This window comes from Ruminococcus sp. MSJ-25 (assembly GCF_018917825.1).
In the GTDB taxonomy this organism is placed as follows: domain Bacteria; phylum Bacillota; class Clostridia; order Oscillospirales; family Ruminococcaceae; genus Hominimerdicola; species Hominimerdicola aceti.
In genome coordinates, this window is record NZ_JAHLPI010000009.1 from 1 (window position 1) to 13,777 (window position 13,777).

Genomic DNA, 13,777 nt, shown 5'->3' on the forward strand with positions numbered 1-13,777 from the left:
TGTATATACCGGATCTGTTGTTTCAATAATTTTTTCAATTTCTATAGGAAATTTTAATTGATATGGTGTATTATATTCTTGTTGGTATTTTTTCATCAAATTTATTATACCACAAAAAAAGACTGCTGTCTTGCTTTTTGGCAAGATTGCAGCCTTTTTTTCTTGGGGACTTTTTTTACAGCCCCCATGAGGGCTATTTCATCATCATTGAAATGCCGTCCATTACGTCACCGATAGCTCTGATAGCACGACCTGTGCGGCTTTTGAGCATTTTCTTTTCGCTTGATGTCGCCTCTGTGACTGCATAAGCCACTGTTCCTGCGGCTATCGCCATTGAAACGCCTGTTATCATTGACTTCATCTTCATTGCTGTTTCCTCCTTTTTTCTTTGTAATATTATTTTTTGCAGTAAGAGAACAGCTATGCCATGCAAATGAAGTCAAGAGGGTTGACGGTATTTTCCCGTGAATGTTAGTATTTTGTGATGTTGTGAAAGATATTTCAGTTGATACGCAGTGCTATTGTTTAAAATGTGATTAAAATTTTCGCATTTTATATGTAATTTTATATGTAAATGTAAAAGAGATATGTTCATATCTCAAACGTTTAGTATAAATATTATTCATAGATATATAATAAATATGTATTTGCATTAACATCAAAATAGTGGTATAATAAATGGGTATAAAAAATAAAGGATCTTGGTATGCTCTGAGATCTGATAGTAAGGAGTAATATTAAATGGGTATGACAATGACTCAGAAAATTCTGGCAGCCCACGCAGGTCTTGACGAAGTCAAGGCAGGTCAGCTTATAATGGCGAACCTTGACCTGGTTCTCGGCAACGACGTTACGTCACCTGTGGCTATAAACGAGTTCAATAAAGCGGGCTTCACAGATGTTTTCGATAAGAATAAGGTCACAATGGTCATGGATCACTTTGCACCTAACAAGGATATCAAATCCGCTACACAGTGCAAGACCTGCCGTGATTTTGCTTCAAAGTATGACATAAAGAATTATTTCGACGTTGGCGATATGGGCATTGAACACGCTCTGCTTCCTGAAAAAGGACTTGTCGCTCCAGGCGACTGCGTTATCGGTGCTGACTCACATACTTGTACATATGGTGCACTTGGCGCATTCTCAACAGGTATCGGCTCAACAGATATGTGCGCAGGCATGGCAAAGGGAAAGACTTGGTTCAAAGTCCCTGCCGCTATCAAGTTCAATATCGTAGGCAATCTTCCAAAGTATAGTGCCGCTAAGGACGTTATACTTCATATAATCGGCATGATAGGCGTTGACGGCGCACTTTACAAGTCTATGGAATTTTCAGGCGAGGGTCTGAAAAACCTTTCCATGGAGGACAGGCTTTGCATGGCTAACATGGCTATCGAAGCAGGCGCAAAGAACGGCATATTTGCAGTTGACGATGTTACACTTGATTACATCAAGGATAAGGTAGACAGAGAGTATAAGATATACAAGGCTGACGATGACGCTGAGTATGAGGCTGAATACACTATTGACCTCAGCCAGATAAAGCCTACAGTCGCTTTCCCGCATCTGCCTGAGAACGCAAGAACATTTGACGATATCCCGGAGGTCAAGATAGATCAGGTGGTCATCGGCTCATGTACGAACGGCAGGATAGAGGATCTGAGATGTGCCGCTGAGATACTTGACGGCAAAAAGGTGGCAAAGAACGTTAGATGTATCGTTATCCCTGCCACACAGAAGGTATATATGCAGGCTATGAAAGAGGGTCTGCTGGAGATATTCATAAATGCAGGCTGTGCGGTTTCTACACCTACCTGCGGTCCATGTCTTGGCGGACATATGGGTATCCTTGCAAAGGGCGAAAGGGCCGTTGCAACAACAAACAGAAATTTCGTGGGACGTATGGGTCACCCAGAATCAGAGGTTTATCTGGCTTCACCTTACGTTGCCGCCGCTTCAGCTGTGACAGGCAAGATCTCACAGCCGTCGGAAGTTATGTGATATTCGGGGAGAAAATCAGCTGACAGATCTTGCGTTGGGGGAATAATTGATATGCGGCATGACCGCATATACGACTTGGGAGCGAGAACAGATGAAAAATTATCTTAGGGAAATATTCTCCGATATACTTCTTAGTATTGTTACAAAGAAGTACGGAACTTCACTAAATGACTATCAGCGTGAGGAGAAGGCTGACGAGATCATTCAGGAACTCCATGACAAAAATACATTTACCGTGGAAATGACGCAGGCTCTTATTGACAAGAAGGGCTTCAATACCTTTTATACCTCCAATATCGGGGGTACACCTGTGTATGCTCTCGTTAAAGAGGGAATGTTCCACAAGGTAAAGATCTGCTATTTTATTACAAGAAACAAGGATACTATAGACGGCCCGTATCTTGAAAAGATATATGAAGAGCTTAGAAAACAGGCGATAGGAGAAAATATATTCCATTCGTCAGAGTTCAAGCAGGGCTGATAAAGTTTGACGAAAGGGGTTTTCATAATGAAAGCTTGCGGAAAAGTACATAAATACGGGGATAACGTAGACACAGACGTTATTATCCCTGCAAGATACCTCAACACACCTGATATGCAGGAGCTTGCACAGCATTGCATGGAGGATATTGACGTTGACTTTGCAAAGAACGTTCAGAAGGGCGATATAATGGTAGCAAAGAGCAACTTCGGCTGCGGTTCATCAAGAGAGCATGCGCCTGCTGCTATCAAGGCGAGTGGGATATCCTGCGTTATAGCAAAGACATTCGCAAGAATATTCTACAGAAACGCTATAAATATCGGACTTCCTATCATCGAGTGCGAGGAAGCTGCCGAGAAGATAGATAACGGTGACGAGGTGGAGATAGATTTCGACAGTGGCGTTATCACAAACAAGACCAAGAATGAGACTTATCAGGGTCAGTCGTTCCCTGAGTTTCTTATCAATATCATCAACAGCAATGGTCTTCTTAACTCACTTAAATAAGATATTTTGAAGCTTTAAGGGGGATCTCTCAAAAGGGGTCGCCCTTGAACTGTTTCTATGAAGGGGTGAAGCTATGAAAGCTAAAAAGCTATTTGCGGCACTTGCAGCAGGGGTAATGCTGGTGTGCAGCGCAGGCTGCTCGAAAAAAGAGGAGAGCAGTAATAAATTTGAATACAGCAGCAAGGATTTTCTGCCTTTTATGGTAATGGTGGACGGCAGCAAGATAGACCTGACCCTAAGCTCTGCAGAGATAAACAGAAAGCTTGGCGGCAGTTTTGCAAGGGGAACTGCTTCAAACAGCAGTATAGTGCTTGTGGAAAAGGACGAAAAGACCGATAAAAAAGGCGTTTCAACAAAGACCTTTGCCTGCAATAAGCCTGAGATAAATGGTGCTGGATTTTCCACTTTCAACGGACTTTGGGCGAATATAGACGAAGCAAGCATAGACAGCACTGTTTCACCCAACAGCATAAAGGTCAAAGGCTCTGACGGTTTGTCTTACTACTGGTCATATTATATGGACGGCGAGGAGATAGACTATAGTCAGGTGAACTTTGACGGCACTGATACGGCGGACAGTTATATGCAGTATCAGCTCAAAGGCATGGCTGCTGACGATTATTGCAAAAAGAAGCTTATTGACGGCGAGTGTTCGGTCTATACAGGCATTTTGTTCATGACAGCCGAAAAGCAGAGTTATTCCTGCGAGATAAGCGTTTCGACTTTAAATTCTGAGGAGGAAAAATAACATGGAAAAGAAAATAACAGTTATAAAGGGCGACGGGATAGGTCCTGAAATAGTAACAGAAGCACAGAAGGTCCTCGACAAGGTTGCTGAAAAGTTCGGTCATAAGTTTGTTTATACTGATATCCTTATGGGCGGCTGTTCTATAGATAAATATGGCGTTCCGCTTACAGACGAGGCTGTCGAGATAGCAAAGAACTCAGACGCAGTTCTGCTTGGCTCTATCGGCGGAAATACTTCCACTTCACCATGGTATAAGCTTGCTCCGAACCTCAGACCTGAAGCCGGACTTCTGAAAATAAGAAAAGAGCTTGGTCTGTTCGCTAACCTGCGTCCTGCAAATCTTTATCCTGAGCTTAGAGAAGCTTGCCCTCTTAAGGACGATATAATCGGCGACGGCTTTGACATGATGATAATGAGAGAGCTTACAGGTGGTCTGTATTTTGGTGCAAGAAAGACAGAGAACGTTGACGGCGTTGAAACTGCCGTTGATACTCTTACATATAACGAAAACGAGATAAGAAGAATTGCTATCCGTGGCTTTGACATCGCAATGAAGAGAAGAAAGAAAGTTACAAGCGTTGATAAGGCTAACGTTCTTGATTCTTCAAGACTTTGGAGAAAGGTAGTAAACGAGGTAGCTAAGGATTATCCTGAGGTCGAGCTGGAGCATATGCTCGTTGACAACTGCGCAATGCAGCTTGTAAGAGATCCTAAGCAGTTTGACGTTATCCTTACAGAGAATATGTTCGGCGATATCCTTTCAGACGAAGCCGCTATGATATCAGGCTCGCTTGGTATGCTGGCTTCCGCTTCACTGAATGACACAAAGTTCGGTATGTATGAGCCTAGCCACGGCTCTGCACCTGATATCGCAGGACAGGATAAGGCTAACCCTATCGCAACTATACTTTCAGCTTCAATGCTCCTGAGATTCTCTTTCGATATGGATAAGGAAGCAGACGCTATCGACAATGCTGTCAAGAAAGTCCTTGAAGCAGGCTACAGAACAGGGGATATCATGTCAGAGGACATGAAGCTCGTTGGCTGTAATGAAATGGGCAGTCTTGTTGCAGATATGATATAACAGCACGATACCAGTTTTCAGACGGTGATAATAAATGTATTATTATATTTTCGGAATAACAGACAAGGGAAATTACCGTGAACAGAATGAGGACTGCATTTTAATAGACCACGAGGTCATCAACAGCGGCAGCTATGAATCAACTGTCGCTGCTCCTTTTATTGCAGCCGTTTGCGACGGCGTTGGTGGAGAAAATGCAGGAGAGGTCGCCTCGGAGCTTTGTTTAAGGCATCTTTCCATTCTTGAATATAATTCAGGGGTGGATATGAAAAGAACGCTTATCGATGTTCACAACAAAATAAAAAAGCAGGGCGTAAGGGCTGAAAACGCTGCAAATATGCAGACCACCCTGTGTTGCCTTGCAGTGGACGAGGAAAGCAGAGCAATGTGCATAAACGTTGGCGACAGCAGAATGTACCGCTATGTGAACGGCACTATTAGACAGATATCCGTTGACCAATCCTACGCACGATATATGTATGAGCATGGCAGGATAGAAGACGTGTCAGAGCTTGAGCCACAGTATCAGAATGCCATAATATCTTCTATCGGCAGCACTCTCAATGAACCTGATGTGGCACAAACACCATTGGTGGCTGATTTTGGCAAAGAACCTGACGATATGATAATCATAGTGTCAGACGGCGTGTCGGATTACGTTTCTGAGGAAGAAATGGTGGTGGGGCTTGGTCTTGACCTTTCTGTTTCTGAAAAGCTTGGCGCTATAATGGAGCTTGCTCTCACAAACGGCGGAACTGACAATGTTTCCGTTGTGGGCATAAAGCCTTATCTTGACGATCATGAGCTTAAAACGCTCACAGCAAAAAAGGCTGTGGAAAAGACAGTGAGCGTGCAGGATATGCTTGAAAGTAAGAAGCCTGAAAAGGCGGAAGCTGTAGAGGAAAAGAAGCCTGACGAGCAGGCAAAGCTTTTCTCTGATACGGTGGACGAGCTTATGAGCCAAATGAATGAAAGTATTGACTTTTTAAAGCAGATATAGTATAATCATATATTGATATATTTTTATGATTTTAGATGTATTTTGTAATTTGGAGGAAATAAAAAATGTTGAAAGAGTTACGTGGCTCAGACGTTATAATTGAATGTTTGCTGGAGCAGGGCGTCGATACAGTGTTCGGCTATCCGGGCGGAGCAGTTCTAAACATATATGACTCGCTGTATAAATATTCTGATAAGATACACCATGTTATCACCGCCCATGAGCAGGCTGCCTGCCATGCGGCTGACGGTTATTCAAGAACAACAGGCAGAACGGGTGTTGTTATCGCAACTTCAGGTCCGGGTGCTACGAACCTTGTAACAGGTATCGCCACAGCTTATATGGATTCTATCCCTATGGTGGCTATCACAGGAAACGTAACAAGAGATCTGCTTGGTCTTGACTCTTTTCAGGAGGTAGATATCTGCGGGATAACAATGCCTATCACAAAGCATAACTACATTGTGAAAGATCCTGCGGAGCTTGCTGACATTATCAGAGAAGCTTTCTATATTGCAAACGAGGGCAGAAAGGGTCCTGTTCTTATAGATATACCAAAGGATATCACAGGCGCACTTATGGTCTATGAGAAGAAAGAGCCTAAGAAGGTAGTAAATCATAATCCTGAGGGCATAAACGAGGAGATAGCTGCTGCGGCAGAGCTTATAAAGAATGCTGAGAAGCCTTTTATATACGCAGGCGGCGGAGTTGTTTCTGCTGACGCAACAGAAGAAATGGCTGAGTTCGTAAGAAAAGTGGACGCACCTGTTTCATTGTCACTTATGGGTCAGTGCGCACTTGACAATACTAAGGACTGCTATATCGGTATGCTTGGTATGCACGGCACAAAGACAGCCGCTATGACGCTCAGCGAATGTGACCTTATGATAGTTCTTGGCTCGAGATTTTCCGACAGAGTTCTTTGCAACGCTAAGACATTTGCAAAGGATAAGAAGATCATACATATTGATATAGACCCTGCCGAGATAGGCAAGAATATTGACGTTTACAGCCATGTTATTGGGGACGTTAAGTATATCCTTGCAAAGCTTTGCGAGCTGCTTCCTGATATGAAGCACGAGGCTTGGATGAATACTGTTATGGATTGGAAAAAGCAGTATGCGCTGAGAATGGTGCCTATTGAGAGCGAGGACGAGGTGCTTCCGCAGGACGTTATCGAGGAGCTTGACAGACTTACAGACGGCAAGGCTATCATCTCCACAGAAGTCGGTCAGCATCAGATGTGGGCTGCACAGTATTATAACTTCAAGTGTCCAAGAAGCTTTGCTTCAAGCGGCGGACTTGGTACAATGGGCTACGGCTTTGGCGCAGGAATGGGCGCAAAGGTGGGCAACCCTGACAGAACTGTAGTAAACATCGCAGGCGACGGAAGCTTCTTCATGAACTGCAACGAGCTTTCTTCACTTGCAAAGCATAAGATACCGCTTATTGAGCTTGTTTTCGAGAATGACGTTCTCGGAATGGTAAGACAGTGGCAAAGACTTTTCTACGGCAAGAGATTTTCTCAGACGAATATCGAAAGAGGAACAGACCTTATGAAGCTTGCCGACGCATTTGGCGTTGAGGGCATAAGGATAAAAAAGAAATCCGAGATAAAGCCAATGCTTGAAAAGGCACTCAAATGCGGTAAGCCTTGCCTTGTGGACGTTATCATCAATAAGGATATAAACGTTCTTCCAATGGTACCTGCTGGCGCAGACGTTTCACAGCCGATAATGAATATCGAACTTGATTAAGAAATCGAAATATAGGGGGGTAATAAAATGGTAAAATATCCAAATGCTGCAAGCGGTATCAAAAAGGTGTTTCTGGCAAAGATCATAGGTGTTATAGGAGTTCCGCTTGCTTTTATACCGGGGATAGGTGCACTCCTTTTGATGACTTGTACCGTAGCCGCAACTATTTTCAACGTATGGGGAATACTTGAAGCTTCAAAAGACCATAATGGTTATCAGACAGCTCTTGTTTTCACAGTGGCTGATCTTATCTTTTCAATAGTTGACACATTTATTGACAATAATGCGATATCAAGTGTTCTGAGTTTTGCTGGCAATGTAATGAACATAGCGGTGCTTTACTATATCTGCAAATCAACAGGCGACCTGCTGAGGGACGTGAAGAACTACGGCCTTGCAAACAAGGGCGACCATGTGTGGAATGTAAACAAGACCTGCCTTATTGTCATGGCAGTGTGCCTTGTTGTTGCGTTTATCCCGATACTGAACATTCTCGCCGCATTTACAACATTGGTGGTGCTTGTTGTAACTATCTATGCGTCTGTGGTATATCTGATCTATCTTTATCAGAGCGGACAGTATCTCAGCCTTAACACTAATTTCTAAGCGATTTGAGAGCTGTACGGCAAAGGCTGTACAGCTCGTTTTTGTAAGGAGAAACTAATGAAATTCACAAAAAAATTCAAAGAAAATGCAGCCCTTGTGGTTCTTGGCGTAGTGCTTTTTTGGGGATTGACCAACTATGATAAGTTTTTTAGACTTCTGGGCGTAATGATCGGGGTCTTGAAGCCTGTTATATTTGGCTGTATAATCGCATTTATCCTGAATGTGCCAATGTCAGGCATTGAAAAGAGGCTTTTTAAGAAGCCTAAAAAAGAGAAATATGCCAAAACTGTGGAAACGCTGAAAAGACCATGCTCTATAGTGCTGACCTTTCTGCTTTGCCTAGGCGTTGTGGCACTTGTGTGCTGGCTTATTATCCCTGCGCTCATAAAGACTTTCTCTCAGCTTTCAGACGATATCCCTGTACTTATTTCAAATATTTCCAACAAGCTCAACAATTCCCCTGAGATAGCAGGGTGGCTTGACAGAATGAATATAAGCACTGCTGATATTATCGATAAGGTTACAAGCTGGCTGAAAGACGGCGTTGTGATCTTGAACACACTCAGTTCAACAGTAAGCTTTGTGACAGATCTTTTCTCAGGTCTTGTGAACTTCTTCTTGGGCATTTGCTTTGCGGTCTATATGCTTGCCGCAAAAGAGCGGCTCAAAGACCTGTGCAAGCGCATAAGCTGTGCTTTTCTCAGCAATCGTATCACCGACCGCATAAGCCGTATATGCCGTCGCTCTATCGACACTTTTGCGAACTTTCTTGTGGGTCAGACCACGGAAGCCATTATCCTCGGCTCCCTTTGCGGTATTGGAATGGCTATCTTCCGTTTCCCGAATGCGGTGCTTATTGCCATACTCGTTGCCTGCACTGCACTTATCCCTATAGTGGGAGCTTTTCTTGGCTATGTGGTGGGCTTCCTGCTTATCTGCGTGACGGATTTCAAGCAGGCTGTGCTGTTTTTGGTGTTCATGTTCATTATTCAGGCTATCGAGGGCAATCTTATCTATCCAAAGGTGGTAGGAAACTCGGTTGGTCTGCCGTCACTATGGACACTTTTCGCTATCACCATAGGCGGAAACCTCTTCGGCATATTCGGAATGTTCATCGCTGTTCCTGTGTTCTCTGTTATATACTGCACTTTTGGAGAGGTAGTCAACTACAGAAATGAAAAGAGAGCTGTCAAGGTGGAGGATATATCATAATAAAATAATCCGTCAAAAAAAGGCTGCACAGTTTCGTGCAGCCTTTCGCTATTTATGCTATTTTGTTATTTTACATAGCTTACATGAAGCAGTTCATGCTCTCTGCCCTTGAGGATACCCTCATAAAGCTTATCCATAAGCGGATTTTCTTCTGAACGCTTCAAAGTGCAAAGCTTGTCAGCATTGTAAAGATTAACACTGCGCTCTTTCTTCTCGTCGATAGTAGCCTTTGGCTGACCTGCGCCGCCTATACAGCCGTTTGGACAAGCCATAACTTCGATAAGGTCGAAATGCTCGCCGGCTTTCATTCTGTTCATTATGACTTCAACATTGCGAAGTCCGTTTACAACGCAGACCTTGATAGCCTTGTCGCCAAGAGGTACTTCAAGCTCCTTTATGCCCTCGAAGCCTCTTACGCCCTCGAATGCAAGATTTCTCAGGGAAGCGAGTGACTTGTCTGTAGAAACACGTCTGATAACTGCTTCTGTTACACCGCCTGTTACACCAAAGATAACACCTGCGCCTGTCATAGTGCCGAACGGCATATCAACAGCTTCCGGCTCTATCTCGTTGAACACGATACCGGCTTCTTTTATCATCATGATAAGCTCCTGAGTTGTGATGACAAAATCAACCAGTGGTTTGCCGTTCTCGTTCTTGAACTCATCTCTTGCGGCTTCGCCCTTTTTGGCAGTGCAAGGCATAACAGCAACAGAAAGTATCTTCTTGCCTTCGCCCTTGAACTTCTCGTTTATTACGGAAGCAAACATCTGCATTGGTGAGCGGCAAGTGGAAATGTTAGGCAGTATCTCAGGATACTCGTTCTCAGCATACTTTATCCATGCAGGACAGCATGATGTGAACAGCGGGAGCTTTCCGCCGTTTGCAAGCCTGTCTGCAAACTCCTTTGACTCTTCCATAACAGTGAGGTCTGCGGCTGTAGATGTGTCAAAAATGTAGTTGAAGCCTATTCTTCTAAGTGCTGCAACTATCTTGCCCATAACGTTCTCACCGTTGTAGCCGAACTCTTTTGCCACTGCAACTCTTACAGCTGGAGCTACCTGAGCCACTGCAATAGTGTCCTCCTGATTAAGCTCTTTCCAAAGCCTGTGGCTGTCGTTCTTTATGATTATAGCGCCTGTTGGACAGACTGCCGCACACTGACCGCAGCCAACGCAGTTTGAATCGCCTATAGGCTTGTCAAATGAGCAGGCTACCTTCATTTTTGAACCTCTGAATGCAAAATCTATTGCACCAACGTTCTGTACCTCGTTGCACACTCTTACGCAGTCGCCGCAGAGGATACACTTGTTGGCGTCCCTAGTGATAGATACAGAAGAATCATCGATACAAGGCTTGGACTTTGGATTGTCAAAACGTACCCTGTGGATATCAAATCTTGCGGCAAGCTCCTGCAATTTGCACTTGCCGTTTTTATCGCAGGTCGTACATTCGCCGCAGTGAGTTGAAAGAAGAAGTTCCAATATCATCTTGCGGTATTTTCTCAGCCTTGGTGTGTTTGTGTATATCTCCATACCGTTTCTCGGAGGAGTTGAGCAAGCGGCTTCCATGCCACCCCACTTGTTTTCCACCATGCACATTCTGCAGGCACCGTATACTGAAAGCTCAGAATAGTAACAGAATGTAGGAAGCTCGATGCCTGCCTTTCTGATAAGCTCAAGCAGATTTTTTTCACCGTTTATAGCAACGGGGATATTGTCGATTATCATAAACTCTTTATTCATAGCTAAAATTAAACCTCCTTGACAGCTTTGAAATGGCAGTTGGAAATACAAGCTCCGCACTTTATGCACTTAGAGGTGTCGATCTTGAACGGCTTTTTGATCTCGCCGCTGATCGCACCCACAGGACAGACTCTTGAACACTTTGAACAGCCCTTGCATATCTCAGGGTCGATCTGATATGTCACAAGCTTCTTGCAGTTGCCTGATGGACACTTCTTATCTCTTATGTGAGCTTCATATTCCTCACGGAAGTTTTTTATTGTAGATACAACAGGGAATGCAGCCGTCTTTCCAAGACCGCAGAGAGCAGTTGAGGAGATAGTGTCGGCAAGCTCAAGAAGCAGTTCGATATCCCCCTCCTGACCGTTACCATTTACGATACGCTCAAGTATCTCAAGCATTCTCTTTGTACCCTCACGGCACGGAACGCACTTTCCGCAGGACTCGTTCTGGGTGAAATTCATGAAAAATCTTGCAACTTCTACCATACAGGACTTATCGTCCATAACAACAAGTCCGCCTGAGCCGATCATAGCACCGACTTTTTTCAGCGAGTCAAAGTCAAGCTGGATATCGAGGTTAGGCGTAACAAGACAGCCGCCTGACGGACCGCCTATCTGAACAGCCTTGAACTTTCCGTCACCTCTCATGCCGCCGCCGATATCGAATATTACCTTTCTGAGAGAAGTTCCCATTGGCACTTCAATAAGACCGGTGTTCGAGATGTTGCCAGTAAGAGCGAAAGCCTTTGTTCCAGGGGAGTTCTCAGGGCCTATGCTCCTGAACCATTTTGCACCGTTGTTTATGATAACAGGCACGTTGGCAAGCGTTTCAACGTTGTTGAGAACTGTAGGCTCGTTGAAAAGACCATGTTCAACAGTTCTTGGCGGCTTAACTCTAGGCATACCACGCTTGCCCTCGATAGAAGCCGTCAGGGCAGAGCCTTCACCGCAAACAAATGCGCCTGCACCACGGTTTATATGTATTCTGAATGAGTAATCTGTGCCGAGTATATTGTCACCAAGCAGACCAAACTGCTCAGCCTGTGCGATCGCACCCTTAAGACGTGATACTGCCAGCGGATATTCCGCACGAACGTAGATATATCCCTCTTTCGCGCCTGTTGCGATACCGGCTATCATCATTCCTTCAAGAAGTCTGTGTGGGTCGCCCTCCATGATAGAACGATCCATAAATGCGCCAGGGTCGCCCTCGTCACCATTGCAGACTATGTATTTTGTAGGGCTTTTCTGCTTTGCAACGCTTGCCCACTTTCTGCCAAGAGGGAATCCTCCGCCTCCACGTCCACGAAGATTAGATTCTGTCATTTCGTTGAGGATATCCTCAGGGGACATATCGAGAAGTGCCTTTTCAAAAGCTCTATAGCCGCCTATAGCAAGATATTCCTTTATGGAAGTAGCGTCAATGTGGCCGCAGTGTTCAAGAACGATACGCTGCTGCATCTTATAGAATGGTATTTCTGACTGCTGGCGATATATCTCACCGTTTTTCTTGTAGCACAGTCTTTCAACGCACTCGCCATTGCAGATAGTCTTGTCAACTATCTCGTCAACATCGTCAAGCTTTACCTTAGTGTAAAGCCAGCCCTCCGGCTCTATTCTAACAAGTGGACCCATTTCGCAGAAGCCGTGACAGCCGCTTCTTTTTACGCCGATAGCGCCATCGTGGATATCATCATCATGTGGCTCGTCAGCAAGTGCCACCACGCACTCCAATCCCTTTGCGGAGATAGTTTCGATAAGCTTCTGGTATATGTTCAGCGAACCGCCTGCAACACAGCCTGTACCAGCGCAAACAAGCACTTTTCTAGCCTGCTTGTCAACAAGCTTACCATACTGTTCACGGGCGTTGTCAAGATCGTATTTTGTTTTCAGCAGCATATTATTCAGCCTCCTTTTCTCTCAGTTCCTTAAGCAGAGCCGCAGCCTTGTCAGGATTCATCTCAGGGTGAACAACATCATTCACAGTGAGAACAGGGGCAAGTCCACAAGCACCAAGACATGAGACAGTTTCCACTGTGAACATCAGGTCGTCAGTGGTGGTTTTCTTCTCGCTAAGACCAAGCTCTCCTCTGAGATATTCGAGAATAGGTATAGATTTTCTTACATGACAGGCAGTGCCGTCACAACATTTGATAACGTATTTGCCCTTTGGTTCGAGAGAAAAATTCTCATAAAAGGTCGCAACGCTGTATATTCTTGCTTCGCCTGTGCCAAGCTTTTTTGCAAGATATGGGAATATTTCCTTTGGAAGATAGTGATATATCTCCTGAATATCCTGCAATATGGCTATGACCGCTGTTTTTTCATGATTTTCAAGAATTTTGTCGATCGGTGAATAATCAAATTCTTTTGTCATAAAATTTCCTCCATATAATTAAAGTTAAATTTGATTACAAAGTCAATAATCAAGACATACTGTCAACTATAATTATATACTATATGACACAAAATGAATAATGTTTTTATTTACATGGGCTATATATAATTAGAATAAGCATTGACTAACTTGTAGAAATACACATAAACGAAAACGTTTATATAGTTATAATGCACAAAAAATCGAGCCATTTCTCAATGACTCGACCTGCTGATATTATTTGATAAACTGAA

Annotated in this window: 13 protein-coding genes; 9 read left to right on the forward strand and 4 right to left on the reverse strand. The window is 44.0% G+C overall.

Annotated features, from left to right (window positions below; all coding sequences use genetic code 11):
- Window positions 1–193: 193 nt before the first annotated feature.
- A complete protein-coding gene (locus KQH97_RS02260; RefSeq protein ID WP_022288469.1) occupies window positions 194–367 on the reverse strand; it encodes a hypothetical protein in 174 nt (57 codons plus the stop codon).
- A gap of 374 nt (window positions 368–741) precedes the next feature.
- On the opposite strand from KQH97_RS02260, the gene leuC reads away from it, so the two are divergent.
- The 9 genes from leuC to KQH97_RS02305 all read left to right on the forward strand — a co-directional run bounded on the left by leuC (window position 742) and on the right by KQH97_RS02305 (window position 9,399).
- Window positions 742–2,004, forward strand: coding sequence for a 3-isopropylmalate dehydratase large subunit (gene leuC / locus KQH97_RS02265; RefSeq protein WP_216552460.1), 1,263 nt, complete (start codon window positions 742–744; stop codon window positions 2,002–2,004).
- Between the two features lie 91 nt (window positions 2,005–2,095).
- On the forward strand, window positions 2,096–2,485 hold the full coding sequence (locus tag KQH97_RS02270; RefSeq protein ID WP_022288467.1) for a hypothetical protein: 390 nt from the start codon (window positions 2,096–2,098) through the stop codon (window positions 2,483–2,485).
- Window positions 2,486–2,512: 27 nt separating this feature from the next.
- The gene (leuD, locus tag KQH97_RS02275; RefSeq protein WP_022288466.1) at window positions 2,513–2,992 is read left to right on the forward strand and encodes a 3-isopropylmalate dehydratase small subunit; all 480 of its coding nucleotides are present in this window, start codon (window positions 2,513–2,515) and stop codon (window positions 2,990–2,992) included.
- A gap of 73 nt (window positions 2,993–3,065) precedes the next feature.
- Complete coding sequence (locus KQH97_RS02280; protein WP_216552462.1) at window positions 3,066–3,740, forward strand: hypothetical protein; 675 nt, start codon at window positions 3,066–3,068, stop codon at window positions 3,738–3,740.
- A gap of 1 nt (window position 3,741) precedes the next feature.
- Window positions 3,742–4,824, forward strand: a complete 1,083-nt coding sequence (gene leuB, locus KQH97_RS02285) for a 3-isopropylmalate dehydrogenase (RefSeq protein ID WP_118059861.1) — start codon at window positions 3,742–3,744, stop codon at window positions 4,822–4,824.
- 34 nt (window positions 4,825–4,858) lie between these two features.
- The gene (locus KQH97_RS02290; protein WP_022288463.1) at window positions 4,859–5,824 is read left to right on the forward strand and encodes a PP2C family serine/threonine-protein phosphatase; all 966 of its coding nucleotides are present in this window, start codon (window positions 4,859–4,861) and stop codon (window positions 5,822–5,824) included.
- Between the two features lie 65 nt (window positions 5,825–5,889).
- Complete coding sequence (gene ilvB, locus KQH97_RS02295) at window positions 5,890–7,581, forward strand: biosynthetic-type acetolactate synthase large subunit (RefSeq protein WP_216552463.1); 1,692 nt, start codon at window positions 5,890–5,892, stop codon at window positions 7,579–7,581.
- Between the two features lie 27 nt (window positions 7,582–7,608).
- Window positions 7,609–8,187, forward strand: a complete 579-nt coding sequence (locus KQH97_RS02300; RefSeq protein WP_022288461.1) for a hypothetical protein — start codon at window positions 7,609–7,611, stop codon at window positions 8,185–8,187.
- A 57-nt stretch (window positions 8,188–8,244) separates the two neighbouring features.
- Entirely contained in the window at window positions 8,245–9,399 is a 1,155-nt protein-coding gene (locus KQH97_RS02305; RefSeq protein WP_216552465.1) for an AI-2E family transporter, read from the forward strand.
- Window positions 9,400–9,464: 65 nt separating this feature from the next.
- Here the strand turns inward: KQH97_RS02305 and KQH97_RS02310 are convergent, their stop codons facing one another.
- The 3 genes from KQH97_RS02310 to KQH97_RS02320 are packed head-to-tail and all read right to left on the reverse strand — an operon-like array spanning window position 9,465 to window position 13,523.
- A complete protein-coding gene (locus tag KQH97_RS02310; RefSeq protein ID WP_216552467.1) occupies window positions 9,465–11,144 on the reverse strand; it encodes a [FeFe] hydrogenase, group A in 1,680 nt (559 codons plus the stop codon).
- A gap of 8 nt (window positions 11,145–11,152) precedes the next feature.
- Window positions 11,153–13,045 (reverse strand): NADH-quinone oxidoreductase subunit NuoF, encoded by a 1,893-nt coding sequence (gene nuoF / locus KQH97_RS02315; RefSeq protein ID WP_216552469.1) that lies wholly within the window; start codon window positions 13,043–13,045, stop codon window positions 11,153–11,155.
- A gap of 1 nt (window position 13,046) precedes the next feature.
- Entirely contained in the window at window positions 13,047–13,523 is a 477-nt protein-coding gene (locus tag KQH97_RS02320; protein WP_022288457.1) for an NAD(P)H-dependent oxidoreductase subunit E, read from the reverse strand.
- Between the last annotated feature and the right edge of the window lie 254 nt (window positions 13,524–13,777).

What these genes read in the sequence shown, in the direction of transcription:
- KQH97_RS02280 (WP_216552462.1), top strand. Translation starts at nt 3,066, where the DNA reads ATGAAAGCTAAAAAGCTATTTGCGGCACTTGCAGCAGGGGTAATGCTG.
- KQH97_RS02310 (WP_216552467.1), bottom strand. Translation starts at nt 11,144, where the DNA reads ATGAATAAAGAGTTTATGATAATCGACAATATCCCCGTTGCTATAAAC.
- leuB (WP_118059861.1), top strand. Translation starts at nt 3,742, where the DNA reads ATGGAAAAGAAAATAACAGTTATAAAGGGCGACGGGATAGGTCCTGAA.
- KQH97_RS02320 (WP_022288457.1), bottom strand. Translation starts at nt 13,523, where the DNA reads ATGACAAAAGAATTTGATTATTCACCGATCGACAAAATTCTTGAAAAT.
- leuC (WP_216552460.1), top strand. Translation starts at nt 742, where the DNA reads ATGGGTATGACAATGACTCAGAAAATTCTGGCAGCCCACGCAGGTCTT.
- leuD (WP_022288466.1), top strand. Translation starts at nt 2,513, where the DNA reads ATGAAAGCTTGCGGAAAAGTACATAAATACGGGGATAACGTAGACACA.
- ilvB (WP_216552463.1), top strand. Translation starts at nt 5,890, where the DNA reads ATGTTGAAAGAGTTACGTGGCTCAGACGTTATAATTGAATGTTTGCTG.
- KQH97_RS02290 (WP_022288463.1), top strand. Translation starts at nt 4,859, where the DNA reads ATGTATTATTATATTTTCGGAATAACAGACAAGGGAAATTACCGTGAA.
- KQH97_RS02300 (WP_022288461.1), top strand. Translation starts at nt 7,609, where the DNA reads ATGGTAAAATATCCAAATGCTGCAAGCGGTATCAAAAAGGTGTTTCTG.
- nuoF (WP_216552469.1), bottom strand. Translation starts at nt 13,045, where the DNA reads ATGCTGCTGAAAACAAAATACGATCTTGACAACGCCCGTGAACAGTAT.
- KQH97_RS02260 (WP_022288469.1), bottom strand. Translation starts at nt 367, where the DNA reads ATGAAGATGAAGTCAATGATAACAGGCGTTTCAATGGCGATAGCCGCA.
- KQH97_RS02305 (WP_216552465.1), top strand. Translation starts at nt 8,245, where the DNA reads ATGAAATTCACAAAAAAATTCAAAGAAAATGCAGCCCTTGTGGTTCTT.
- KQH97_RS02270 (WP_022288467.1), top strand. Translation starts at nt 2,096, where the DNA reads ATGAAAAATTATCTTAGGGAAATATTCTCCGATATACTTCTTAGTATT.